This is a genomic window from Hoyosella altamirensis, assembly GCF_014191505.1.
Classification (GTDB): Bacteria; Actinomycetota; Actinomycetes; order Mycobacteriales; family Mycobacteriaceae; genus Hoyosella; species Hoyosella altamirensis.
The window spans coordinates 243,837-268,208 of sequence record NZ_JACHWS010000003.1 but is presented as its reverse complement, the minus strand read 5'-3'; the positions used below and the strand labels follow the sequence as shown (position 1 = coordinate 268,208).

At 61.9% G+C, this 24,372-nt stretch carries 22 protein-coding genes, 1 tRNA gene and 2 rRNA genes; 24 read left to right on the top strand and 1 reads right to left on the bottom strand.

The annotated features are described in order from the left end of the window. Positions 1-33: 33 nt before the first annotated feature. The 20 genes from FHU29_RS15355 to FHU29_RS15260 all read left to right on the top strand — a co-directional run bounded on the left by FHU29_RS15355 (position 34) and on the right by FHU29_RS15260 (position 20,701). Positions 34-3,165, top strand: a 23S ribosomal RNA gene (locus FHU29_RS15355). An 88-nt stretch (positions 3,166-3,253) separates the two neighbouring features. Further along, positions 3,254-3,371: ribosomal RNA gene (gene rrf, locus FHU29_RS15350) — 5S ribosomal RNA — on the top strand. A 207-nt stretch (positions 3,372-3,578) separates the two neighbouring features. Then, positions 3,579-4,358, top strand: coding sequence for a hypothetical protein (locus tag FHU29_RS15345; RefSeq protein WP_341478977.1), 780 nt, complete (start codon positions 3,579-3,581; stop codon positions 4,356-4,358). 13 nt (positions 4,359-4,371) lie between these two features. Further along, positions 4,372-5,433, top strand: coding sequence for an HAD-IIA family hydrolase (locus FHU29_RS15340; RefSeq protein WP_064440571.1), 1,062 nt, complete (start codon positions 4,372-4,374; stop codon positions 5,431-5,433). Then, positions 5,426-5,632, top strand: a complete 207-nt coding sequence (locus tag FHU29_RS15335; protein ID WP_064440570.1) for a hypothetical protein — start codon at positions 5,426-5,428, stop codon at positions 5,630-5,632. The genes FHU29_RS15340 and FHU29_RS15335 overlap by 8 nt, the downstream gene beginning before the upstream one ends. Further along, positions 5,632-6,453 (top strand): TlyA family RNA methyltransferase, encoded by an 822-nt coding sequence (locus FHU29_RS15330; RefSeq protein ID WP_064440569.1) that lies wholly within the window; start codon positions 5,632-5,634, stop codon positions 6,451-6,453. Before FHU29_RS15335 ends, FHU29_RS15330 begins: the two co-directional genes overlap by 1 nt. Beyond that, the gene (locus FHU29_RS15325) at positions 6,450-7,397 is read left to right on the top strand and encodes an NAD kinase (protein WP_064440568.1); all 948 of its coding nucleotides are present in this window, start codon (positions 6,450-6,452) and stop codon (positions 7,395-7,397) included. The genes FHU29_RS15330 and FHU29_RS15325 overlap by 4 nt, the downstream gene beginning before the upstream one ends. Positions 7,398-7,399: 2 nt before the next feature. Then, entirely contained in the window at positions 7,400-9,187 is a 1,788-nt protein-coding gene (gene recN / locus FHU29_RS15320) for a DNA repair protein RecN (RefSeq protein ID WP_157095128.1), read from the top strand. A gap of 97 nt (positions 9,188-9,284) precedes the next feature. Further along, the gene (gene steA, locus FHU29_RS15315; RefSeq protein WP_064440566.1) at positions 9,285-10,481 is read left to right on the top strand and encodes a putative cytokinetic ring protein SteA; all 1,197 of its coding nucleotides are present in this window, start codon (positions 9,285-9,287) and stop codon (positions 10,479-10,481) included. Between the two features lie 3 nt (positions 10,482-10,484). After that, complete coding sequence (locus FHU29_RS15310) at positions 10,485-11,408, top strand: copper transporter (RefSeq protein WP_064440565.1); 924 nt, start codon at positions 10,485-10,487, stop codon at positions 11,406-11,408. Positions 11,409-11,514: 106 nt separating this feature from the next. After that, complete coding sequence (locus FHU29_RS15305; RefSeq protein WP_083962334.1) at positions 11,515-13,281, top strand: CTP synthase; 1,767 nt, start codon at positions 11,515-11,517, stop codon at positions 13,279-13,281. Continuing rightward, positions 13,278-13,916, top strand: coding sequence for an NUDIX domain-containing protein (locus FHU29_RS15300; RefSeq protein ID WP_064440563.1), 639 nt, complete (start codon positions 13,278-13,280; stop codon positions 13,914-13,916). Before FHU29_RS15305 ends, FHU29_RS15300 begins: the two co-directional genes overlap by 4 nt. Continuing rightward, complete coding sequence (gene xerD / locus FHU29_RS15295; protein WP_064440607.1) at positions 13,906-14,850, top strand: site-specific tyrosine recombinase XerD; 945 nt, start codon at positions 13,906-13,908, stop codon at positions 14,848-14,850. The genes FHU29_RS15300 and xerD overlap by 11 nt, the downstream gene beginning before the upstream one ends. Positions 14,851-14,963: 113 nt before the next feature. Continuing rightward, positions 14,964-15,914, top strand: coding sequence for a ParA family protein (locus tag FHU29_RS15290; protein ID WP_183377581.1), 951 nt, complete (start codon positions 14,964-14,966; stop codon positions 15,912-15,914). Further along, the gene (locus tag FHU29_RS15285; protein WP_064440561.1) at positions 15,911-16,735 is read left to right on the top strand and encodes a segregation and condensation protein A; all 825 of its coding nucleotides are present in this window, start codon (positions 15,911-15,913) and stop codon (positions 16,733-16,735) included. The genes FHU29_RS15290 and FHU29_RS15285 overlap by 4 nt, the downstream gene beginning before the upstream one ends. Then, on the top strand, positions 16,725-17,393 hold the full coding sequence (scpB, locus tag FHU29_RS15280; protein WP_064440560.1) for an SMC-Scp complex subunit ScpB: 669 nt from the start codon (positions 16,725-16,727) through the stop codon (positions 17,391-17,393). Before FHU29_RS15285 ends, scpB begins: the two co-directional genes overlap by 11 nt. A gap of 270 nt (positions 17,394-17,663) precedes the next feature. Continuing rightward, entirely contained in the window at positions 17,664-18,437 is a 774-nt protein-coding gene (locus FHU29_RS15275; protein ID WP_423785880.1) for a pseudouridine synthase, read from the top strand. Continuing rightward, positions 18,434-19,117, top strand: a complete 684-nt coding sequence (cmk, locus tag FHU29_RS15270; RefSeq protein ID WP_064440559.1) for a (d)CMP kinase — start codon at positions 18,434-18,436, stop codon at positions 19,115-19,117. The genes FHU29_RS15275 and cmk overlap by 4 nt, the downstream gene beginning before the upstream one ends. Then, positions 19,114-20,544 carry a ribosome biogenesis GTPase Der gene (gene der, locus FHU29_RS15265; protein WP_064440558.1) on the top strand — a complete coding sequence of 477 codons (1,431 nt, stop codon included), beginning with the start codon at positions 19,114-19,116 and terminating at the stop codon, positions 20,542-20,544. Before cmk ends, der begins: the two co-directional genes overlap by 4 nt. 83 nt (positions 20,545-20,627) lie before the next feature. Beyond that, positions 20,628-20,701, top strand: a tRNA-Pro gene (locus tag FHU29_RS15260). 113 nt (positions 20,702-20,814) lie between these two features. Here FHU29_RS15260 and FHU29_RS15255 read toward each other — a convergent pair. Next, the gene (locus FHU29_RS15255) at positions 20,815-21,150 is read right to left on the bottom strand and encodes a hypothetical protein (RefSeq protein ID WP_064440557.1); all 336 of its coding nucleotides are present in this window, start codon (positions 21,148-21,150) and stop codon (positions 20,815-20,817) included. 293 nt (positions 21,151-21,443) lie between these two features. Between FHU29_RS15255 and FHU29_RS15250 the strand changes: the two genes are divergently transcribed. From FHU29_RS15250 to FHU29_RS15235, 4 genes are all read left to right on the top strand, one after another. Beyond that, positions 21,444-21,767: a nuclear transport factor 2-like protein gene (locus tag FHU29_RS15250; RefSeq protein ID WP_064440605.1), complete on the top strand. Its 324-nt coding sequence runs from the start codon at positions 21,444-21,446 to the stop codon at positions 21,765-21,767. 161 nt (positions 21,768-21,928) lie between these two features. Then, positions 21,929-22,105: a hypothetical protein gene (locus FHU29_RS15245; protein ID WP_157095126.1), complete on the top strand. Its 177-nt coding sequence runs from the start codon at positions 21,929-21,931 to the stop codon at positions 22,103-22,105. Positions 22,106-22,291: 186 nt separating this feature from the next. After that, on the top strand, positions 22,292-22,873 hold the full coding sequence (locus tag FHU29_RS15240; RefSeq protein ID WP_064440556.1) for a DUF1707 SHOCT-like domain-containing protein: 582 nt from the start codon (positions 22,292-22,294) through the stop codon (positions 22,871-22,873). A 274-nt stretch (positions 22,874-23,147) separates the two neighbouring features. Then, on the top strand, positions 23,148-24,368 hold the full coding sequence (locus FHU29_RS15235) for a globin domain-containing protein (protein ID WP_064440555.1): 1,221 nt from the start codon (positions 23,148-23,150) through the stop codon (positions 24,366-24,368). Positions 24,369-24,372 lie beyond the last annotated feature (4 nt).

Genomic DNA, 24,372 nt, shown 5'->3' with positions numbered 1-24,372 from the left:
CGAGTGTTTATTGCTTGTGATTGATTTTTTGTGTTGTAAGTGTTTAAGGGCGCATGGTGGATGCCTTGGCATCAGGAGCCGATGAAGGACGTGGGAGGCCGCGATAGGCCTCGGGGAGCTGTCAGCCGAGCTGTGATCCGAGGGTGTCCGAATGGGGAAACCCAGCACGAGTGATGTCGTGTTACCTGCCGTTGAATGTATAGACGGTGTGGAGGGAACGCGGGGAAGTGAAACATCTCAGTACCTGCAGGAAGAGAAAACAATTGAGTGATTCCGTGAGTAGTGGCGAGCGAAAGCGGATGGTGGCTAAACCTTGTGCGTGTGATACCCGGCGGGGGTTGCGTATGAGGGGTTGTGGGGCAGTGTTGTTCTGTTACCGCCGTGACAGTCAGATCCAGTGTGTGTGTTAGCGGAAGCCGCTTGGGATGGTGTGCCGGAGAGGGTGAGAGTCCCGTACGCGAAAATGTATGCCTGGTCTGTGACGTTGTACCCGAGTAGCAGCGGGCCCGTGAAATCTGCTGTGAATCTGCCGGGACCACCCGGTAAGCCTGAATACTCCCTGATGACCGATAGTGGATAAGTACCGTGAGGGAATGGTGAAAAGTACCCCGGGAGGGGAGTGAAATAGTACCTGAAACCATGCGCTTACAATCCGTCAGAGCCTTCCCCTTTTGGGGTGGGGTGATGGCGTGCCTTTTGAAGAATGAGCCTGCGAGTTAGTGGCATGTCGCGAGGTTAACCCGTGAGGGGCAGCCGTAGCGAAAGCGAGTCTGAATAGGGCGTTGCAGTGGCATGTTCTAGGCCCGAAGCGGAGTGATCTACCCATGGCCAGGGTGAAGCGTCGGTAAGACGTCGTGGAGGCCCGAACCCACTTAGGTTGAAAACTGAGGGGATGAGTTGTGGGTAGGGGTGAAAGGCCAATCAAACTCCGTGATAGCTGGTTCTCCCCGAAATGCATTTAGGTGCAGCGTCACGTGTTTCTTGCCGGAGGTAGAGCTACTGGATGGCCGATGGGCCTCACCAGGTTACTGACGTCAGCCAAACTCCGAATGCCGGTAAGTGAGAGCGTGGCAGTGAGACTGCGGGCGATAAGGTTCGCTGGTCGAGAGGGAAACAGCCCAGATCGCCGGCTAAGGCCCCTAAGCGTGTGCTAAGTGGAAAAGGATGTGGGACCGCTCAGACAGCCAGGAGGTTGGCTTAGAAGCAGCCACCCTTGAAAGAGTGCGTAATAGCTCACTGGTCTAGTGGTCCTGCGCCGATAATGTAGCGGGGCTCAAGCACACCGCCGAAGCCGCGGCACTCCAGCATGACATCCGCACACCTCTTTGGGGGTGTGTGCAGTGGCTGGGGTGGGTAGGGGAGCGTCCTGCATCCAGGGAAGCAGCCGTGTGAACGAGTTGTGGAGGGTGTGGGAGTGAGAATGCAGGCATGAGTAGCGAAAGCAGAGTGAGAAACTCTGCCGCCGGATGACCAAGGGTTCCTGGGGCAGGTTAATCCGCCCAGGGTGAGTCGGGACCTAAGGCGAGGCCGACAGGCGTAGTCGATGGATAACGGGTTGATATTCCCGTACCCGTGTGGGCGCGTCCGTGGTGAATCGGTGAGACTAACCACCCAGAAGCCCTCTGTCCCGCTTCGGCGGGTGTGAGGGTGGATGCGTGGGACCTGATCCGGTAGTAGCCAAGCGATGGGGTGACGCAGGAAGGTAGTGGGGCCAGTCAGTGGTAATACTGGTGTAAGCCTGTAGCCCGGTGGATAGGTAAATCCGTCTGCCATCAAGGGTGAGAGGTGATGCGACCCCGTTGAGGGGGATTCCATGATCCTATGCTGCCGAGAAAAGCCTCTAGCGAGTTCCCGCATGGCCCGTACCCCAAACCGACACAGGTGGTCAGGTAGAGAATACTAAGGCGCTCGAGTTAACTGTGGTTAAGGAACTCGGCAAAATGCCCCCGTAACTTCGGGAGAAGGGGGACCACGCCCGGTGAGCCACCATTGCGTGGGGAGCTGGGGGTGGTCGCAGAGACCAGAGAGAAGCGACTGTTTACTAAAAACACAGGTCCGTGCGAAGCCGCAAGGCGAGGTATACGGACTGACGCCTGCCCGGTGCTGGAAGGTTAAGAGGACCGGTTAGCCCGTTAGGGCGAAGCTGAGAATTTAAGCCCCAGTAAACGGCGGTGGTAACTATAACCATCCTAAGGTAGCGAAATTCCTTGTCGGGTAAGTTCCGACCTGCACGAATGGCGTAACGACTTCTCTGCTGTCTCAACCACAGGCTCGGTGAAATTGCATTACGAGTAAAGATGCTCGTTACGCGCGGCAGGACGAAAAGACCCCGGGACCTTTACTGCAGCTTGGTATTGGTGTCTGGTTCGGTTTGTGTAGGATAGGTGGGAGACTGTGAAACCCTCACGCCAGTGGGGGCGGAGTCGTTGTTGAAATACCACTCTGACCGGATTGGGCATCTAACCTCGGACCCTGAACGGGTTCAGGGACAGTGCCTGGTGGGTAGTTTAACTGGGGCGGTTGCCTCCTAAAAAGTAACGGAGGCGCCCAAAGGTTCCCTCAGCCTGGTTGGCAATCAGGTGTTGAGTGCAAGTGCACAAGGGAGCTTGACTGTGAGACGTACATGTCGAGCAGGGACGAAAGTCGGGACTAGTGATCCGGCACCCCCGAGTGGAAGGGGTGTCGCTCAACGGATAAAAGGTACCCCGGGGATAACAGGCTGATCTTCCCCAAGAGTCCATATCGACGGGATGGTTTGGCACCTCGATGTCGGCTCGTCGCATCCTGGGGCTGGAGTAGGTCCCAAGGGTTGGGCTGTTCGCCCATTAAAGCGGCACGCGAGCTGGGTTTAGAACGTCGTGAGACAGTTCGGTCTCTATCCGCCGCGCGCGTTAAGAAACTTGAGGAAACCTGTCCCTAGTACGAGAGGACCGGGACGGACGGACCTCTGGTATGCCAGTTGTCCCACCAGGGGCACGGCTGGTTAGCCACGTCCGGAAGGGATAACCGCTGAAAGCATCTAAGCGGGAAGCCCGTTCCAAGATGAGGTTTCTCACCAACACGATTGGGTAAGGCCCCCCACAGACCATGGGGTTGATAGGCCAGAACTGGAAGCACGGCAACGTGTGCAGGTGACTGGTACTAACCGGCCGAGGACTTACACACAACCCAACACAACGCAAAACACGCGCACACACCACTACCCAGCATCTGAAACAACACACCACCCCTTGCCACAACAAAAAAAGCTTGTCACGGCGGCCATAGCGGAGCGGGAAACGCCCGGACCCATCCCGAACCCGGAAGCTAAGCCCTCCAGCGCCGATGGTACTGCACACGCGAGAGTGCGGGAGAGTAGGACACCGCCGGACATCAACAACCAGAGGGGGACCCACCAGGGTCCCCCTCTGACCCATTTCTATGGAAAGGTTGAACGCGTGTCAGATCGTGGCGATAGCAATTACCCATCGCGAGGCAACGCACGTGACAACCGCTCACCGGGCAGTCGAGACGGTGCGGGTTCAGGTGAAGGTAAACGCTTTTCCGGATCAGGACGCCCAAACCGTGATGGAACGCCGGTGCGGAGACCCCGGGACGGCGCGAGCTTCACGGCGCGCAAACCGAATCCCCGGTCACAAGACCGTCGTCCGTCCCGCGGCGACGACAGCCAGCAGCGGAACCAAGATCCCCGGCTGCCGGACAACGTTGAACCGACCGAATTGCCAGACGAGGCCCGACGTGACTTGCTCGCCCTCGACAAAACTTCGGCTGACCTTGTTGCCCGGCACCTCGTCGTAGCAACACAACTGCTCGAGGAGGACCCAGCCCGCGCTCTCGCGCATGCCCGTGCTGCTCGGCGCAGGGCTTCGCGGATCGCGATGGTGCGCGAAACCGCTGGCATCGCCGCCTACTATGCAGGTGAATGGGCTGAAGCGCTCAACGAGCTCCGTACCGCACGGCGAATCGGCGGCGGTTCTGGACTGCTCGCAGTGATGGCAGACTGCGAACGAGGCCTCGGAAGGCCAGAACGCGCAATCGAAATTGCCCGCTCGCCAGAGGCTCGCTCGCTGCCGACTGAGGCCGCCATCGAATTGCGGATCGTTGCCGCCGGCGCCCGGATGGACCTGGAACAATACGATGCAGCGGTCGTTACCTTGCAGGGATCCGATCTCGACAATGCTCGCGAAGGCGCTACGGCCGCGCGGTTGTGCTATGCCTATGCGGAGGCACTCCTAGCGGCGGGCCGCCGCGATGAAGCACTGTCCTGGTTCTTCCGATCGTCAGAAGCAGACTCCGAAGCGACGGACGCAGAGGATCGAGCGGTCGAAATGTCCGAGGCCGATCCGGACATCGTGTGAGGCGGCCGCAGCCATGGCGAGACTCTTTGAGGAGTTCGACGGCTTACTGCTGGATCTAGACGGCACGCTGTACAGGGGCCCTCAGGTCGTTCCACACGCAGTGGATGTGCTTCACCATGTGGGGAGCACACGACTGCTGTACGTGACGAACAACGCTAGCCGCAGTGCGAGTGACGTGGCGGAACACCTGGTGGAACTGGGGTTTGCAGCAGCTTGCGAGGATGTGATCACGAGTGCTCAATCGGCGGCGAGGCTGGTTTCGTCGCTTGTACCGCCAGGATCGAAGGTTCTGGTAGTCGGCACTGAGGCATTTGCTGATGAGATCCGCAAGGCGAACTTGGTCCCGGTGACGCGTTTCGACGAAGGTCCTGACGCGGTGGTGCAGGGGCACTCGCCGGACACTGGGTGGGCGCTGCTCGCAGAGGCGGCTTTGGCCATTCGGTCGGGAGCTGTCTGGGTCGCCGCTAATCTCGACGCCACGCTCCCTACCGAGCGTGGGCTTTTGCCCGGAAACGGGTCGATGGTCGCTGCCGTTCGGACCGCCACCGATGCAGAGCCTTACGTGGCGGGCAAGCCCGGTGACCAGATTTTCAAGGACGCAATTGAGCGCGCATCATTGTCTACACCCCTGGTGGTCGGCGATCGCCTGGACACCGATATCGCCGGAGCGCGCGCTGCAGGGCTCCCCAGTTTTTATGTGATGACAGGTGTCTCGCAGCCACTTGACGTACTGCGTGCTGGACCAGATATGCGTCCGGACTACATCGCGGCCGATCTCCGAGGACTCGGAGAACCAGCTGAGCAGCTCCGGCCTGGGCCGCAAGAGGGCTGGGACGTGTTCTGGGATGGGCCGAACGTCGTCATAACAGCCACCGACAGTGCTAACGCTGACGGCGCGGCAGCATTGCGCGCTGTCGCTAGTACCTTATGGAGCGTGACGGCCCCGGAAACTGCCACCCGGATTCTGGTGCGAGGAGCGCGTGCGGCGCAACTTCTCCGCGCGTGGTCAGTGGATTCCGGTGTTTCGCATGGTGGCGGGGGAGCACTGTCGGTTAGCGTTGAGGCCGATGACTAACGGAGCGCCACTGCCCGGGCCACGACCTGCAGCACCTCTTCAGCATGAACCTGATGAGGTGCGCACTGCCGTCTCAGAGATCGTCGCACAACTCGACTCATTGCCATCAGAGCAATTAGCGACCCTGGAAGCAGTGCAATTGTTCGAAGACGCCCACGGCGTTCTCGTCAAGGCCCTTGCGTCGGTGGATACGGTCTGATGGCACGCAGGGCCCGCGTCGACGCGGAACTTGTTCGCCGCGGCATGGCTCGTTCACGTGACCACGCGGTTGAACTGATCGCAGCAGGCCGGGTGCAGTCAGCCGGCAGCACAATTGCTAAACCGGCGACGGCTATCGACCGAGCCGCGCCACTGCACGTGATCGAGAACCCGAGCGAAGAAGAGTGGGCGTCCCGGGGCGCGCATAAGCTACTCGGTGCGCTGGAACGGTTCGAGCCAGGTGGGCTCGAGGTCAGGGACCGGCGCTGTCTTGACGCGGGAGCCTCGACGGGCGGGTTCACTGATGTGCTTCTAAAACGAGGTGCCAGAGAGGTGGTCGCTGCGGACGTCGGATACGGTCAGCTGATCTGGAGACTGCAGAATGACCCGCGAGTGCAGATTCGTGACCGCACTAACGTTCGCAGCCTGACGCCCGAACAGATTGGCGGTCCGGTCGGCCTCGTTGTCGCGGACCTCTCGTTTATTTCGCTCCGGCTGGTTCTGCCTGCGCTTGCGAGTTGCGTCACGCCTGGCGCTGATCTGATGCCGATGGTCAAGCCTCAGTTTGAGGTGGGCAGGGAGCGCCTCGGTTCCGGCGGTGTTGTCCGCGACCCGGAACTGCGCGCGAGCGTGGTGCGGGAGGTGGCAGACTATGCGGGTGGCTTGGGTCTTCGCGCCATCGATGCGGTAGCAAGCCCATTGCCGGGGCCATCTGGGAATGTTGAGTATTTTCTGTGGCTGCGTTCCGGTGAAGCTGGCCCGGCGCCCACGGCCACTCTCAGCGAAATGATCCGCCGCGCAGTGGAAGAGGGCCCTCAGTGACACACCAGGAAGGGCCAACGAGTCACCGCGAGATACTGCTCGTTGCCCATACGGGACGGCCAGAGGTCGCACGTACCGTGACCCAGGTGGCGCGGATCATGAAGCATCACGGCATCGGGCTTCGCATACTTGCGCATGAGGCAGCGAGCACACACGTCTCCGCTGGAGCTTTGTCGGGTTACGAAACAGTGATAGAAGCTGGCCCCGATGCTGCTGCCGGGTGCGAATTGGTTCTTGTTCTCGGTGGTGACGGCTCAATGCTGCGGGCTGCTGATCTCGCTCGCTCGGCGGGGATACCGGTGCTGGGCATCAACCTCGGGCGAATAGGGTTCCTCGCTGAAACGGAGGCCGAACACCTCGAAGACGCACTGGGGCAGGTTGTGCGGCGCGAATACCGAGTAGAGCACCGCATGACGCTTGACATGGAGGTGTGGTCGGCGGGCCGGTCACTGGCGCAGGGCTGGGCGCTCAACGAAGCGAGCGTTGAGAAGGCACCCCGGCTCGGTGTGCTTGAAGTGGTGCTCGAAGTGGACGGCCGTCCGGTGTCGGCTTTCGGGTGTGATGGTGTGCTCGTCGCGACACCGACGGGGTCAACTGCCTATGCATTCTCGGCGGGCGGTCCGATCGTCTGGCCGGAACTGGAAGCGTTGCTCGTGGTGCCGAGTAACGCCCATGCCCTTTTTGCGCGGCCAATGGTGACCAGCCCAGCTGCTTTGGTGGCCATTGAGGTCGATCCTGCCGGTCACGATGCGCTCGTGTTCTGTGACGGGCGCCGGATTGTGCAGGTTCCCTCGGGTGGGCGCATCGAATTCAGGCGAGGGACCACACCCGTGCTGTGGGCAAGACTGAACTCTGCACCGTTTGCGGACCGGCTTGTGCGGAAATTTGAACTGCCGGTGCAAGGATGGCGTGGCAGACCCGTCACGGGTATCGGGGAGGAGTAGCGATGCTAGCCGAGTTACGTATCAACGGCCTTGGGGTCATAGACGCGGCGAGCGCGGAGCTCGACCCGGGTTTCACTGTGCTCACCGGCGAAACAGGTGCCGGCAAGACAATGGTTGTGACGAGTCTGCATCTGCTCAGCGGTGCCCGGGCTGACGCGAAAAGAGTCCGTGCGGGTGCGGAAAGAGCCACCGTGGAGGGCCGATTCACCATTGATGGCGTGGCGAAATCCGTAAAGGAAGAAATCGCAGAAATACTCGAGTCGAGTGGTGCCGAGGAGGACTCCGACGGGTCTGTGATCGCAGTCCGCACGGTTTCCCGCGACGGGCGCTCGCGCGCCCACCTCGGTGGGCGCAGCGTGCCAGCTGGCGTGCTAGGCCGCTTTACTGGCGCCTTGCTGACGGTGCATGGGCAAAACGACCAGCTGCGGTTGCTGAAAGCTGATCAGCAACGAGGTGCGCTCGACCGGTTCGCTGGTGAGGCGATCACACCGCTCCTTGATCGTTATCGCAGCGCTCGCGCGGAGTGGAAGAAACTCACAAAGGAACTTCACGAACGTACGACGCGTTCGCGTGAACTCGCGCAAGAGGCAGACCGCCTCCAATTCGGGCTCAACGAAATCGATGCCGTTGACCCCCAGCCAGGAGAAGACGAGTCGATCGCGGCGGAGGTGCGGCGACTCAGCGACCTTGATTCGCTGCGCGGCGCTGCGACTGAGGCCCTCGCCGCAATCGCGGGAGCCAGCGACATCGCCGACACCGCAGAGACGGGCGCCGAGAACGCACTGGAACTTCTGGGCAAAGCACGGCACAGCCTCGAAGGGGCTGATGACCCGTCTCTCGGTGAGCTTGCTCCGAGGTTCCGTGATGCGATAGCGCTGGTCGGTGACCTCGGTGCCGAATTGAGTTCGTACCTGGAAGGACTTCCTTCGGACCCGGGTGCGCTCGATGGGCTGCTCAACCGCCAGTCGGACCTCAAAATGCTGACCCGGAAATATGCTGCGGACGTCGATGGTGTGCTCGAATGGGCGAGCAGCGCACGGGAACGGCTCGCCAGCATTGATGTATCCGCTGAAGCGCTCTCAGAACTTTCCGCCGCCGTAGCTGCTGCGGGACGCGAACTTGCAGGGCACGCGGTTAAGCTCTCGGCTGCGCGGCGGCGGGCTGCCGTGGCCTTGAGCAAGGCGGTGTCGGGCGAGTTGGCGGGCCTCGCGATGGGAAGAGCGAAGCTTGAGGTCTCCGTCGAAACGACCCCCGTCGAAGCGAAAACTGACGGCGCAATTGAAGTTGAAAAGTCGTGGTATGTCCCAGGTCCCTACGGCATCGATGAGGTCGAATTCAGACTGGCCGCGCATCCAGGTGCCGAGCCGATGCCGTTGGCGAAGAGTGCGTCGGGTGGTGAGCTGTCCCGCGTAATGCTCGCGCTTGAAGTCGTGCTCGCGGGTGGAGACAGTGCGGCGTCGATGGTGTTCGACGAGGTTGATGCCGGCGTGGGTGGCCGGGCGGCGATCGAGATCGGGCGGCGGCTCGCGCGGCTTGCGCGCACCCACCAGGTCATAGTCGTAACGCACCTGCCGCAGGTCGCGGCCTTCGCGGATACGCACCTCGTTGTCGACAAGACGGATCAGCCCGGCGGGACGATTGTCAGCGGTGTCCGGAACCTCGGGCCCGAGGATCGCGTGGCCGAACTTGCCCGGATGCTGGCTGGGATGGGTGATTCGGACACGGGCCGGGCTCACGCGGAAGAACTTCTCGCGGTCGCTGAGCAAGAACGTCAGGCACTGGCCGCTTAGGCGCGCAAGACTTCTCAGCGACGTCTCGAAGTTGCGTAACTATTTGGTATCGGCGCGCCTCCCGCGCTCTCGGCGACATTGGGTCCATCATCGGGACATGAAGATGCCGTCCCTGCTGTCGCGCAATAGCACGTCGCTTCCAGGTATCAGTGGCACCGCACGGATCGATCGGGATACCGCGAAGGTTCTCCGCCGCGCCGGACGGGGCGATGTGGTCATCCTCGATGAGATCGATCTAGACCGCAAGACCGCTGATGCGTTGATCCGGGCGCAGGTACTCGCCGTCGTGAATGCCTCGCCGTCGATTTCTGGCCGTTATCCGAATCTTGGTCCGCAGCAACTCGTCGACGCGGGCATCATCCTCGTCGATGATGTCGGTTCTGAGATCTTCCGTGAAGTCAAGGACGGCGCGAAGGTCCGCTTGTACGAGGGTGAGGTTTTCCTCGGCGAGAAACCGGTCGCGCTCGGTGTCCAGCTGTTCGAGGAAGAGATCAAAGACCTCCTCACTGCGGCGAAGCAGTCACTCGCCGACCATCTTGAAGCATTCTCCGGGAACACCGTCGAGTTCATTCGTACCGAGAGCCCGCTGCTTATCGATGGGATCGGTATCCCAGATATCGATGTTGAGCTTGCCGACCGCCAGGTACTCGTCGTCGATGCGGGACCTGACTACAAAGACGCACTGAAGCAAGTCAAGCCGTTCATCAAGGAATACCAGCCGATCCTCATCGGTGTGAACGGCGGTGCCGACGCCTTGTTCAAGGCTGGGTTCAAGCCTGACTTGATCGTCGGTGATCCCGAGTCGATGAGTTCAGAAACGCTCCGCTGCGGCGCCCAGGTTGTCCTGCCCGCAGACCCAGACGGGCACGCGAAGGGTCTTGAACGGATTCAGGACCTCGGTGTGGGGGCGATGACGTTCCCTGCTGCGGGGACTCCGGCTGATCTTGCCTTGCTGCTCGCCTACCATCACGGGGCGTCGCTGATCGCGACCGTGGGGGTGAGTGCGTCACTGAGTGAGTTCTTTGACCGGGACAAGTCAGAATCGGCGCCCTCCATGTTCCTCACTCGTCTGCGGGTGGGGGAAAAACTGGTTGATGGGCGCGCGCTGGCCACGCTCTACCGGAGCCGGGTGTCGGTCACAGCGATTGCTTTGTTCGTACTCGCTTTGATGGCAGCTGCACTGGTAGTGCTTCTCATCGTCAATGGCATTGAAGACCCGCTGTCGTGGGCGATCGATACATGGAACAGGTTTGCTCTCTGGGTTCAGGGGCTTATCCGAGACCTCAGGGGCTGATGCGTGATTCCGCTGCGTTATCACGCAGTTTCCCTGGTGGCTGTGTTCCTGGCGCTTGCGCTGGGCCTGGTTCTCGGGTCGACCACACTTGCTGATCGTGTGGTGCAGAATTTGCGCTCGGACCGAAGTGGTCTGACCGAGCAGGCTGAGGCGCTTGAAGCCGAGCGTGACACCGCGCTGAACGAGCTTGACGCGGCATCTGAATTTACCGTCACGTACGCGGACCGCCTTCTCGACGGTGAACTGCGTGATCAGGCAGTTGTGGTGTTCGCGGCGCCGGGCGCAGACCCGGATGACGTCACGGGTGTGCAGGACATGCTGACGCGTGCGGGCGGTTCAATACACGGAACGGTAACCCTCACGGAAGCATTCACCGATGTGGCCGAAGCAGAACGGCTGCGTGGGCTGGTGACGAACTCGCTCCCTGCGGGCGCCCAGCTCGATACGGGAGCGACCGATCAGGGCAGCATGACTGGTGACTTGCTGGGCACAGCATTCTTACACGCGCAGGGTGAGGGGCCGCAGGGAACTGACGAGGAACGTCAAGTGATCCTCGATGTCCTCAGCAGTGGCGGTTTCATCTCCCATGAGGGTGCGGTGACGCCTGCCGCCTCCGCAGTGGTGGTTACCGCGGCGCTGCAGGACAGGGACGGAAATGACGGAGCCTTCGTTGCACGCTTCGCAGCCGGCCTTGCCGGTCACGGTGCGGTTGTTGCGGCAGGGGCTACAGAGTCAGCGAACGGCAACCACGCGCTGGCCGTAATCCGCTCGGAAACGAGCATGGCCTCGGCTGTCAGTACGGTGGACAACGCGGGGACAGCGACAGGACGGGTAACGGTCGCGCTCGCACTCGCAGAGCGGCTGCGCGGCGATTCGGCGCACTACGGGACGGGCCCGCGCGCAGCCGCAGTCACACGGGGCGCTTAGATGACCGTGTTTTTCATTGCAAAGCATGGCGTCGGTGCATCAGAGAACGCGTCGAAGTGTTACCGTGAAGTCCCGTGGGTCAGCAGGCACCACACCCGGTCGTAGTATGTCTGCTCGAGTTGTCACGGGAGTCTCTTTGCCTTTCTCACGTCATCACGCGAAGACCGAGACGAAGCACATCTTCGTCAGCGGCGGCGTCGCCTCATCACTGGGCAAGGGGCTGACAGCCTCGAGCCTCGGGCAGCTTCTCACCGCGCGCGGCCTGCGTGTCACGATGCAGAAGCTCGACCCTTACCTGAATGTTGATCCTGGAACGATGAACCCGTTCCAGCATGGCGAGGTCTTCGTCACCGAGGACGGCGCCGAGACGGATCTCGATATCGGGCATTACGAGCGGTTCCTCGACCGTGACCTGCCAGGTTCAGCGAACGTGACAACCGGTCAGGTCTATTCCTCGGTGATCGCGAAGGAACGCCGTGGGGAGTACCTCGGCGACACTGTGCAGGTCATTCCGCACATCACTGATGAGATCAAGGCCCGCATTCTCGCCATGTCAGGCCCAGATTTACAGGGCCACGTCCCCGACGTAGTGATCACCGAAATCGGCGGTACGGTCGGCGACATCGAGTCGCAGCCATTCCTCGAGGCCGCGCGGCAGGTCCGTCACGATGTAGGCCGTGAAAACGTCTTCTTCCTGCATGTTTCGCTGGTTCCTTACCTTGCCCCGTCAGGAGAGTTGAAGACCAAGCCGACCCAGCACTCGGTTGCGGCGTTGCGCAACATCGGTATTCAGCCGGACGCTCTCATCCTTCGCGCCGACCGGGATGTCCCCGAGGGGCTGAAGAACAAGATTGCCCTTATGTGTGACGTCGAGGTCGAAGGTGTGATCTCGACCGCCGACGCTCCTTCCATCTACGACATTCCGAAGGTGCTCCACCGCGAGGGTCTCGACGCGTACGTCGTGCGCAAACTCGGTCTTCCCTTCCGTGATGTCGACTGGACGGTGTGGGGAGACCTGCTCGAACGTGTCCACAACTCTCGCGAAACCGTGCGAATCGCGCTGGTCGGCAAGTACGTGGACCTCCCAGATGCCTACCTGTCGGTGACCGAGGCGCTTCGGGCCGGAGGCTTCCATCATCGTGTGAAGGTCGAGATCGACTGGGTGCCATCCGACACGTGTGCGACCGATCAGGGCGCGCACGCGGCGCTCGGTGAAGTGGATGCGATCCTGATCCCGGGCGGTTTCGGGATCCGGGGGATCGAGGGCAAACTCGGTGCGATCCGGTATGCGCGCACCAACAAGATCCCGCTACTCGGGCTCTGCCTCGGCTTGCAGTGCGTCGTCATTGAGGCGGCGCGGTCAGTTGGGCTGGAGGGGGCGAACTCGTCAGAATTCGAGGAAGAAACGCCCCACGCCGTGATCTCGACGATGGCCGACCAGCGGGACATCGTGGCAGGCAACGCGGACATGGGCGGCACTATGCGCCTTGGCGCGTACCCCGCGGCACTGACGAAAGGTTCTGTCGTCGCCTCAGCGTACGGCGCCACCTCGGTGTCGGAGCGGCACCGGCACCGCTATGAAGTCAACAACGCATATCGGGACAAGATCGCGAAGAGTGGACTGGTTTTCAGCGGCACCTCTCCTGACGGACGCCTGGTGGAGTTCGTGGAGTACCCGCGCAAGCAGCATCCGTTTTTCGTTGCGACGCAGGCACACCCCGAGCTGAAGAGCCGGCCGACGCGGCCGCACCCGCTCTTCGCCGCGTTCGTAAAGGCAGCGATGCGCTATTCGGCAGAGCAGCGGCTGCCCGTCGATATCGGCGGAAATGACGAGTCACCTGAACTTGTGTCGAGTGAAGCCGAGTCAAAATGACTGAGCCGGGCAGCCACGAATTCAGTACGAGCGCGTCGCGGCTCGCATACGACGGCGCGGTCATTGCGCTGCGCGTTGATGACGTGGTGATGCCCGGCGGCCGCTCTGCGGTGCGCGAGGTCATCGAGCATTACGGGGCTGTCGCCATAGTCGCGATCGATGATGAGGACAGGGTCGCGTTTGTCGAGCAGTACCGGCACCCCGTCGGCGCTCGTCTGCTCGAATTACCGGCGGGGTTGCTTGATGAGCCGGGTGAGTCCCCGCGCAGGGCTGCGGAGCGTGAACTCGCGGAGGAGGCGGGCCTCGCGGCGGACAACTGGAAGCTGCTCGTCGACGTAGCAGTGTCGCCCGGAATGACGGACGAGGTCGTCAGGGTTTTCCTCGCGCAGGGCTTGCGGGAAACCGAGAGGCCGGAAGCAGAGCACGAAGAAGCTGACATGCGGATCCTGCGGGTTCCTCTCTCCGGCGCGGTCGAGATGGCGTTGCGCGGTGAGATCAGCAACGCCACGAGTGTCGCAGGGATCCTTGCATTGCATGCCGCGCGCGCTGCTGGCACAGACCTTCGCGAGCCGGACGCAGCGTGGCCTCTGCGGCCATCCGCACTGGCGCGCCGCCGTCACGGCGATGGCGAGTGACGTGAACCCGCCCGCGTTGCTGAGCGGGCAAGTGACGGCCTACCTCGATCATCTTGCGGTGGAACGCGGATCGTCACGGAACACCTTGACGTCGTACCAGCGTGATTTGCGGCGGTACGTCGCACATCTCGCTGGCCGGCAGATCCGCGATCTGGCTGACGTCACCGAACGTGACGTGGAAGACTTCGTTCTCGCCCTGCGCAAAGGCGATCCGGCGAACAATGTTCAGAGTTTGTCGGCGAGTTCGGTCGCCCGCGCGTTGATCGCAGCGCGGGGTCTGCACCGGTTCGCGCATGCCGAAGGCATGGTGCCAGCGGATGTCGCGCGTAGCGTGAAGCCGCCAAGTCCAGGTAAGAGGTTGCCGAAAGCTTTGCCTCTGGACGATGTTCTCGCAATTCTCGAGGCAGTGGGCATGGAGTCCGAAGGGCCGCGTGGCCTCCGTGATCGTGCGCTGCTTGAACTCCTTTATTCGAGCGGCGCCCGGATCACGGAAGCGATCAGCCTCGACCTTGACGATCTCGACCTGGAGTCCCGTGCGGTGCTGCTTCGGGGTAAGGGCGGCAAACAGCGCATCGTTCCCCTTGGCCGCCCGGCCATCGCAGCGCTCGATGCGTATGTGGTGCGGGGGAGGCCCGCTTTGGTGCGGAGGTTCGACCCCGCGGTGTTTCTCAACAATCGCGGTGGCCGACTCTCCCGGCAAAGCGCGTGGCAGGTCCTGCAGGACGCTGCGAAGCGGGCCGGGGTGACATCCGCCGTGTCACCGCACACGCTACGGCACTCGTTCGCGACCCACCTGCTTGAAGGTGGAGCGGATGTGCGTGTGCTGCAAGAACTTCTAGGCCACGCTTCGGTGACCACAACGCAGGTGTATACGGCTGTCACTGTGACGGCACTGCGCGAAGTGTGGGCGGAGGCGCATCCACGCGCGCGGTAAAAGCGCGTGTGCCTCGTGTCGAATGGCGCGTATAACAGCAGCAAACGGTAGCGTTAGTACCGTCACAGCCAGGACTGTGGGCGGTAACACCCAGAGAAGGAGTGCCAGAAACCGTGAAGACACCGCAGCAATTCGCAGCGGAGTCCGAGCGAGCAGCCGCGGGGAGCGGTGTCGCTGGTGGGGACGACGCGGCAGGTGCTCTCGGGAATGAACCCGGCGAGCCACTCGGTCCCACGGGCCGGCCGTTGCCGGTTATACCGGAGCCGACAGCGCTCAACAGCCACGGGCCCGCTCGGGTTTTGTCGATGTGCAACCAGAAAGGCGGGGTCGGTAAAACGACCTCGACCATCAACCTGGGTGCCGCGCTGACCGAGTATGGACGGCGGGTACTTCTCGTCGACCTTGACCCCCAGGGTGCGTTGTCCGCAGGTCTCGGTGTTGCGCATCATGAGCTTGATCAGACCGTATACAACCTGCTCGTCGAGCCGCGAGTGTCGATTGAGCAGGTGCTAATGCGCACCCGCGTCGACGGGATGGATCTGTTGCCGAGCAACATCGACCTGTCCGCCGCCGAGATTCAGCTTGTCAACGAGGTGGGGCGCGAGCAGACGCTGCACCGGGCGCTGCATCCCGTGCTCGACCGATATGACTATGTTCTGATTGACTGTCAGCCCTCGCTCGGCTTGCTGACCGTGAACGCTCTCGCCTGCTCCGACGGGGTGATGATCCCGATGGAATGTGAGTACTTCAGTTTGCGCGGGCTAGCTCTGCTGAATGACACGGTGGGGAAGGTTCGGGACAGACTCAATCCGCGTCTCTCTCTTGCGGGAATTCTCGTGACGATGTTCGATGCCCGGACTTTGCATGCGCGGGACGTGATGACCCGCGTCGTCGAAGTGTTCGGTGACCTCGTCTACCACACGACGATCAACCGCACCGTCAGGTTCCCTGAGACGAGCGTTGCTGGCGAGCCGATTACGAGTTGGGCGCCGAAATCCGCGGGAGCGGACGCCTACCGGCAACTTGCACGTGAAGTGATCGCGGGCTTTGGCCGGGGCCGGTGACAGTACCCCTTCCTGATGATGCGCAGCCGGATGATCCCGGGGAAATATTCCGGGTCACTCTGCGTAACTTCGAAGGGCCGTTTGACCTTCTGCTCAGTCTGATCAGTCAGCAGCGCCTTGATGTGACTGAAGTGGCGTTGCACAAGGTGACTGACGATTTCATTGCGTACACCAGGCGGCTCGGTAGCCAGCTCGGGCTCGACCAGACGACCGAGTTCCTTGTTGTGGCGGCGACGCTGCTGGACCTGAAGGCCGCCCGTCTTCTTCCTTCCGCTGAGGTAGAAGATAACGAAGATCTGGCATTGCTCGACGCACGCGATCTGCTCTTCGCGCGTCTGCTCCAGTACCGGGCATTCATGCAGTTAGCGCAGGTCTTCTCGGAGATGGAAGAACGCGCGCTGCGCCGCTATCCGCGTTCGGTGTCACTTGAGGACCGCTTTACGAGCCTGCTTCCCGACGTGGTGCTCGGTGTGACGCCGGAGCGGTTCGCGGAAATCGCTGCCGCCGCCTTCCGCCCGCGCCCAGTCCCGGAAGTCAACGTGACGCACATGCATGCGGAATACATATCCGTGCCCGCGGAATCGAGAATTCTGTTGCGTCGCCTCCGTGAACGCGGTGCGGGTGAGTGGGTCGCATTTCCCGCGCTTGTCGCGGATTGTGATTCGGTGATGCGGATCGTTGCCCGCTTCCTCAGCATGTTGGAGCTCTACCGGGAGAAGGCGCTCGATATCGCTCAGCCCGAACCGCTCGGGGCGCTTCAGGTCAGCTGGACTGGTGTGGAACCGCAATTGGCCGGAGCAGGAGAAGATTATGCAGGATGACCATCCCGACGATGACGCGGAACAGTGGACCGAGCAGCGCCTTGAGGCTGCGCTCGAGGCGCTGCTGCTCGTTGTAGACACGCCCGCCAGCGCGGAGTCCCTCGCTGACGCCCTCGATGTGCCTGAGGACCGCGTCCGCCGCGCCCTGGTACGGATGGGAGCGAGTTATGAGTCACGGCGAAGCGGCATTGACCTGCGGTTCGCGGGAGACGGTTGGCGTATGTACACACGGAGCGAATACTCTGTGTACGTCGAACGTCTCATCCGGGACGGTGCGCGATCGAAACTGACTCGTGCAGCGCTGGAGACACTGGCGGTGATCGCGTATCGCCAGCCGGTGACGCGAGCACGTGTGAGCGCGGTGCGCGGTGTGAATGTGGACGGTGTTGTGAGGACTCTCCTCGCGCGCGGTCTGATCGCCGAGACTGAGCCTGACCCGGAATCGGCAGCGACGCGGTATGTGACGACGGAGCTGTTCCTGGAGCGGCTCGGTATCGCCGCGGTCGCTGAACTGCCGCCGCTCGCACCGCTGCTTCCGGACGTGGACGTTATCGATGAACTGGGCATCGAGATCGAAAGTGATCTTGATGCTCGCATGGCGAAAAGCCACGCTCGTTCGTCTCGTGCAGGGGAGCGAGCAACATCTGAACAGGAATGAGAAATGAAAAGACCCGCTCGCCGAGATGGCACACCGGACCGAAACAAAAAGCCCTCCACGGGGGCGCGCCGCGGCCAGGAGTCGCGTTCGCAGCACTCCCGAACCGATAGCCCGGGAGGCAAGAAGCCTTCCTTCCCCAAGTCGTCGAGTCAGACGCCGGGTACACGCAAGCCCTCGGCTCGTAAGACCCATTCGAAACCGCAGCCGAAAAATCCATCGGCCGGGCTGCCGCGTATCAGTAACGCGCGCCCAGCACCCGAAGGTGCCCCTTTGCGAGGGGCCGCGCTCCCTGATACCGCTGCATACGGTGAGGAAGGCGTGCGGCTGCAAAAGGTGCTGGCTCAGGCTGGCGTCGCCTCCCGCCGTGTATGCGAGCAGATGATCGACAAGCGTCGCGTCGAAGTGAACGGGAAAATCGTCACCACCCAGGGCATGCGGATCGACCCTTCCACCGCTGTGGTCAAGGTCGACGGCATGCGAGTGATGATCACTGAAGAACTGGTCCACCTCGCGCTCAACAAGCCACGCGGATGGCAGTCGACGATGCTGGACGAACTCGGGCGTCCCTGTGTCGGCGACCTCGTCGCCGAACGGATCGCTTCCGGGCAGCGGCTCTTCCACGTCGGACGCCTCGACGCCGAAACTGAAGGTCTGCTGCTGCTCACCAATGACGGTGAACTAGCTCATCGACTCATGCATCCGTCCTACAAAGTGCAGAAAACCTACCTCGCCGACGTCGAAGGGGTCGTGCGCAGAAGCGTCGACCGTGCCCTGGCGGCCGGTGTGACACTGGACGACGGCCCAGTACGAGTCGATGCTTTCTCCGTGGTCGACGCGTTCGACAAGAGCACCCTTGTGAAGATTGTTCTGCACGAAGGCCGCAAGCACATTGTCCGGCGACTACTCGAACACGTCGGGCACCCCGTGACCCGGCTCGTGCGCACCCAGATCGGATCCGTGCATCTCGGTGATCAGCGGCCTGGAACAATCAGGGCTCTGAACCGCCAAGAGGTCGGGGCACTGTACAAGGAGGTCGGGTTGTGAGCAACGTTGTGATCGCGATCGACGGGCCGGCCGGGACAGGCAAGTCGAGCGTCTCTCGCCGTGTTGCTGAGCGGCTGCGAGCCCGCTACCTCGATACCGGTGCGATGTACCGGATCGCGACGCTGCATGCGCTGCGTTCCGGTGCGGACATCGACGACCCGGTTGCGCTCGCCGCGGTGACCGCGAACCTTCCGTTCTCGATCGGTTCGGACCCGCAAAGCGAACAAGTGATGCTTGACGGCGACGATGTCGCCACTGAAATCCGCGGTGCAGCTGTGACGGCTGCAGTCTCCGCTGTCGCCGCGGTTCCGGCTGTTCGCGAGCAACTCGTTGAACTGCAGCGGCGGCTTTCCGTCGCAGCTGACAGCATTGTGATCGAAGGCCGTGACATCGGGACCGTCGTTCTCCCGGACGCGTCCGTGAAGATCTTCCTCACCGCGTCCCCCGAGGCGCGCGCTAAGCGCCGCAACGACCAGAACATCGCCGAAGGCCGTGGCGACAACTACGACGAAGTGCTGGCAGACGTCATCAGACGGGACGAGTTCGACTCGAATCGAGCCGTGTCACCACTCCGGCCAGCAGAGGACGCGCTGATCGTCGACACCAGCGACCTCACGCTGGATGGTGTCGTCGACCACCTTCTCACGCTCATCGAAGAGCGGATAGGAGCGTACAAGTGACCGACAATGATCTCGCCGGAGGATGGTCCGCCGACGGAACCTGGAGCGACGAGACTGAGTGGGAACTCGGCGACCTAGAAGGCGCAGCTGAAGGCGAATTCGTCCCGGTCCCGGTGCTCGCTGTAGTCGGGCGGCCGAACGTCGGCAAATCGACGCTCGTCAACCGCATCATCGGCCGCCGCGAAGCCGTCGTCGAAGACGTTCCAGGCGTCACCCGCGACCGCGTCTCCTACGACGCCGAATGGGCAGGGAAGCGCTTCACGATCCAGGACACTGGGGGCTGGGAGCCGTCAGCGAAAGGCCTGCAACAGTCCGTTGCCCGGCAAGCCGAACTGGCGATGAACACCGCCGACGCGATCGTCGTGGTTGTCGACGCGACAGTCGGTGCCACCGCCACAGACGAAGCGGTCGCTCGCGTGCTGCGTCGGTCCAAAACACCGGTCATTCTGGTGGCTAACAAGGTGGACGACCAGAAACTCGAAGCGGAAGCCGCGGCGCTGTGGTCTCTGGGGCTAGGAGAACCATTCTCCGTAAGTGCTACGCATGGCCGGGGAACAGGTGATCTTCTCGACAAGATCCTCGAAGTGCTGCCCGAGACGCCGCGTGAAATCATCGGCGCTACTGGCGGACCGCGGCGTGTCGCGCTCGTCGGTAAGCCGAACGTGGGCAAGTCGAGTCTGCTGAACAAACTGTCCGGCGATGAACGCTCCGTCGTGCACGACGTCGCAGGCACCACCGTCGACCCCGTCGACTCCCTCGTCGAACTCGGTGGAAAAGTCTGGCGATTCGTCGACACTGCCGGCCTGCGTAAACGCGTCATCCACGCGAGCGGCGCCGAATATTACGCGTCGCTACGGACCCGGTCCGCGATCGAAGCCGCTGAGGTGGCGGTTGTGCTCATCGATGCGTCCCAGCCGATCAGTGAACAAGACCAGCGCGTCATCACCATGGTTGAGGAGACCGGCCGGGCACTCGTCCTCGCCTTCAACAAATGGGACCTGGTGGACGATGAGCGGCGTTTGCAGCTCGAGAAGGAAATCGATCGCGACCTGCAGCGTGTGCGATGGGCACTGCGCGTCAACGTGTCCGCCCAAACGGGCCGCGCCGTGCAGAAACTCGTTCCGGCGATGGAAACCTCGCTCGAATCGTGGGACACCCGCGTCCCCACCGGACGGCTGAACACCTGGCTGCGTGAAACAGTAGCCGCGACACCACCGCCGATGCGTGGCGGACGGCTCCCGCGGATCCTCTTCGCCACCCAGGCGACCACACGGCCACCCACTTTCGTGCTCTTCACGACCGGCTTCCTCGAGGCAAACTACCGGCGGTTCCTCGAACGTCGGCTACGCGAATCATTCGGGTTCGAAGGCAGCCCAATCAGGATCGGCGTGCGAGTGCGCGAGAAGCGCGGCAAACCGCGGCGCTGACCGCGAGGCGATTGGCAACCAGCACGCGGGCTGTTGTAATCTAGCTGAGCTAACAACGGCGCCTCGGCGTCTTAGTTCAGCGGCGGGCTGTGGCGCAGCTTGGTAGCGCACTTGACTGGGGGTCAAGTGGTCGCAGGTTCAAATCCTGTCAGCCCGACATAGGAAGCCCAGGTGAGACACTGTTTCACCTGGGCTTTTGTGCTTCCTTCGAGTGGTGCCGCCTAGCTTGCAAGCCAGGAATTGCTGTGTCCGGCCGGTTCCTTGACTGACCTAGAAGAGGAAGCAGCCCGCGCTCAAAGCGGCATCCTCGAGGGCTGCCACATTGTTGTTGGCCGTTTCCGCTGCTGCGGCGTTGCCTGCGATGGTCTGCGTGTACAGCTCGTCGTACCAGGAGTTGATCGCCGCGGCGCGCCGGTCGCACTGAGCCTGTGTCTCACCCTGCCCTGTCGCTCCCGCCTGCAGACCCACCGTGGTAGTGGTGGTGAGCGGTGTGCTCGCGCCAACTGGCTGCGGAGCGGGCTTCGCGCCAGCGATGGCAGTGCCGGGTAGGACAATGGCCGTGGCGACAGTTGTAGAGGCGAGGATCTTTGCGGCAGTGCGGAACAATGTAACCTCCGGGTTGCTAGGGGGTGCGTGGAGCTAATACTCCGCTGGATGCCTGCGCTGCGGGAGGCCCCTTAGGGTGCTGTCGCACCACCTGCTTACACGCGGCTGAGGCGGTGCTGGTAGCTACCACCTGGGAGAGACAGAGAACGACCATCCGTTGTTACGGGTACCATTACCGTCGTGCTCCCAGGCCTTTCTGGATGCGTTGTTCGCAGCTGTTTCCGGCTGGGCGATGCTGTAACGGCGACGAGTCGGCACGAAACTATCCCATCTCCGCGTAAGTGGGTGAACCAGTGAGCGAGCTTCCCGCACCTATCCAGGCGCTTGTCGACGCAATCAACAACGGTGACAGAGAGGCATTTGTCGCAGCATTCACGGCTGATGGTGTCGTCAACGACTGGGGCCGTGTTCTAAATGGCGCCGACGGAATCGCTAGTTGGGCGGACACGGATGCCATTGGGCAGAACGCCACAATCGCGGTCACGGCCGCCAGCTCAGAAGACAACGTCACCGAGATCCAGTTCGACTGGCGCAGCAACCGATTCAATGGGTCGAGCCGCGCGTTCGTTACTGTCGTCGGCGGCAAGGTCAGCGAGTTCCGCATCCCAAGCCATTGACCATGCAACTCAGCGTGTCCGGGCTCGCTCCTCGACTGGTGACCTGCGACTGCCCTCGCCATGTGTAGAACGTAACCTTTCGGGTAATTCCCCTGTTGATTACATGCTGTTCTTAAGTGGTCAGCCGTGTGCGTCCAGAAGCGCGGTGCGGGAGGGGAGAGGTGCCGAAGCAGAGGAAAATCGTTGTGAGATGGGAGCAGCGCACTACTGAGGCCGGTGAAGGGCATAGGACACTGCGGGAGCTGCGTGGCGTCGGCGGCGTGCAGTCACTAAAAGCCGGGCTGGCGGTCGTGTCTTCTTGGGCCGCGATGGCGACGTCGTTTGCCCGCAAACGGTGACCGGTCGCGCTTCAGCGCAAGGATGCTCTGGCGACGGGTTGCCCGAGAATCGTGCGTTGTCACTCGGGGGCAACATTCCGGAAGTCACTGAGATAGATTTCTCATCGTCGAACGAGCCAACATGAAGCGTCTGCTCTCACGTCCTGTGTGTGCCCGTCCTCCAAGATCTTTTCGTACGATGAAGGTATGACCCAACCGGATCGGCGAAACCTGCGGGCGTCGGACAAAGACCGCGAAGTCGCGGTGAAGATCGTCAATCAGGCACACTCAGAGGGCCGCATTACTCTCAGCGAACTCGATGAGCGCCTGGTGGCCGTGTACTCCGCGGTGACTTACACTGATCTGGATGCTGTCGTCGCCGACCTGCCAGTTCCAGCACTGCCTGGAGTTTCTCCAGCTCAGTCCTCCGCGCAGCCACTGCGACTAAACGCGGGGTTTTCCGACCTGAAACGTGACGGGTACTGGAAAGTACCCAACCATATCGTCGCGAGTACCGCGATGGGCTCCCTCAAGCTCGATTTCACTCAAGCAGAGTTCCCTTACGGCCAGGTGCTGATCGAAGCGTCAGCGAACATGGGCAATATCGTGCTGATCGTTCCCCCAGGAGTGACGGTCAGCACCGATGAAGTGAAGACCACGATGGGCTCCGTCAAAAACAAACTTGGTTACGCTGCGTCTCCAGCGGACGCGACGATCCGGGTGACGGGATCAGCAGGGATGGGAAACGTCGTTGCGCGGCCTCCTCGGAAATGGCGCTTCATGCGCTGACGCTGTACCCGCGTCCCGCATGCTCCTAGAGCGCCGAATTGCGTGAGAACAGGAGCAAAAATCTTCTGTTCTGAAGGACTTTGGTCATCCGAAAAAGTCTTTGGTCACTAGTTGTCGTGAGCCAGCACACATAACCCGAATCTGAGATGCGCGGTGAAATACGCTCGCCGCGTACAGGTCAGGCTGCCTACTGGCCTGCGGCTACGCGCTGTCATGCGGCTCGCTGTCGCGCGTGAAACCGAAACGATTACAGCTGCACCAAACTGGAGGAACCGTGCTGTCACACAAAGCGACAGAAGTAGTGCGTGCGACGCTACCGGCCGTCGGCGCCGCGATTGGAGACATCACCCCGCTTTTCTACAAGAAGATGTTCGCAGCACATCCGGAGCTCGAGCGCGACTTGTTCAATCGCGGCAATCAGGCCAGCGGCGAGCAGCAGAAGGCACTCGCGGGTTCAATCGCCACGTACGCGACGCTGTTAATTACCCCTGGCGCACCCCCGCCGCGCGAACTGATCAGCCGGATCGCGCACAAGCATGCTTCCCTCGGCGTGACAGCAGAACAGTATCTGATCGTCTATGAGCACCTGTTCGCCGCGATCGCTGAGGTTCTCGGTAGTGCAGTGACCAGTGAAGTCGCGGAGGCCTGGACCGAGGTCTACTGGGACATGGCGAACACACTTATCGAGGCGGAGCGCGGGCTCTATCGTGCTGCCAGTGTCGAGGATGGTGACGTCTGGCGCACCGTCGATGTGGTGGCCCGCCGTTACGAATCAGCGGACGCGGTGTCCTTCGTACTGGCCGGTGCTGACGAAGCGGCGCTCCCTCCTTTTCTTCCGGGGCAGTACATCTCGGTTGGCGTGACTCTTCCTGATGGTGGTCGCCAGATCCGCCAATACAGCCTTTCCGCCGCGCCCCGCACGGATCGCTGGCGCATCACGGTGAAGCGGATCGCGCAACTCGAGGGTGATGGTGGTGTAAATCAGCCAGCGGGCGAGGTTTCGAACTACCTGTACAACAACGTCTTCGAAGGCGACCAGCTGCAAGTCTCGTTGCCATTCGGGGACGTCACGCTGCACGGTATGGGAACGGAACCGCTGGTTTTCATCACTGCGGGGATCGGCTGCACCCCTGTGATGAGCATGCTGGGACATCTCGCGGAATCTGGCTCAGAACGCCGTGTCACGGTGGTACACGCCGACCGGAACAAAGCTGCGCACGCATTTCGTGACGAACTCAAAACCGCGGTAGACCAATTACCTACAGCAGTGCTTTATCGGTGGTACGAAGATCTCGGAAACCGAGCGGAAACCGACTCGGTCCGCAGCGGATTCGTCGATCTAAGCGGTGTGGATATCCCAGCTGATGCGCACGTCTATTTGTGCGGCCCGCTGCCATTCATGCAAGCAGTCCGTGCTGGACTGCGCGATCTCGACGTTGCCGCTGACCGGGTGCACTACGAAGTTTTCGGGCCGGACGCGTGGCTCGCGTCATAGGTCA

Bases quoted from the DNA above. Each gene is read 5' to 3' on its own strand.
- FHU29_RS15340 (WP_064440571.1), top strand. From the start codon at position 4,372: ATGGCGAGACTCTTTGAGGAGTTCGACGGCTTACTGCTGGATCTAGAC.
- FHU29_RS15335 (WP_064440570.1), top strand. From the start codon at position 5,426: ATGACTAACGGAGCGCCACTGCCCGGGCCACGACCTGCAGCACCTCTT.
- FHU29_RS15330 (WP_064440569.1), top strand. From the start codon at position 5,632: ATGGCACGCAGGGCCCGCGTCGACGCGGAACTTGTTCGCCGCGGCATG.
- recN (WP_157095128.1), top strand. From the start codon at position 7,400: ATGCTAGCCGAGTTACGTATCAACGGCCTTGGGGTCATAGACGCGGCG.
- steA (WP_064440566.1), top strand. From the start codon at position 9,285: ATGAAGATGCCGTCCCTGCTGTCGCGCAATAGCACGTCGCTTCCAGGT.
- FHU29_RS15305 (WP_083962334.1), top strand. From the start codon at position 11,515: ATGTCTGCTCGAGTTGTCACGGGAGTCTCTTTGCCTTTCTCACGTCAT.
- FHU29_RS15300 (WP_064440563.1), top strand. From the start codon at position 13,278: ATGACTGAGCCGGGCAGCCACGAATTCAGTACGAGCGCGTCGCGGCTC.
- xerD (WP_064440607.1), top strand. From the start codon at position 13,906: ATGGCGAGTGACGTGAACCCGCCCGCGTTGCTGAGCGGGCAAGTGACG.
- scpB (WP_064440560.1), top strand. From the start codon at position 16,725: ATGCAGGATGACCATCCCGACGATGACGCGGAACAGTGGACCGAGCAG.
- FHU29_RS15240 (WP_064440556.1), top strand. From the start codon at position 22,292: ATGACCCAACCGGATCGGCGAAACCTGCGGGCGTCGGACAAAGACCGC.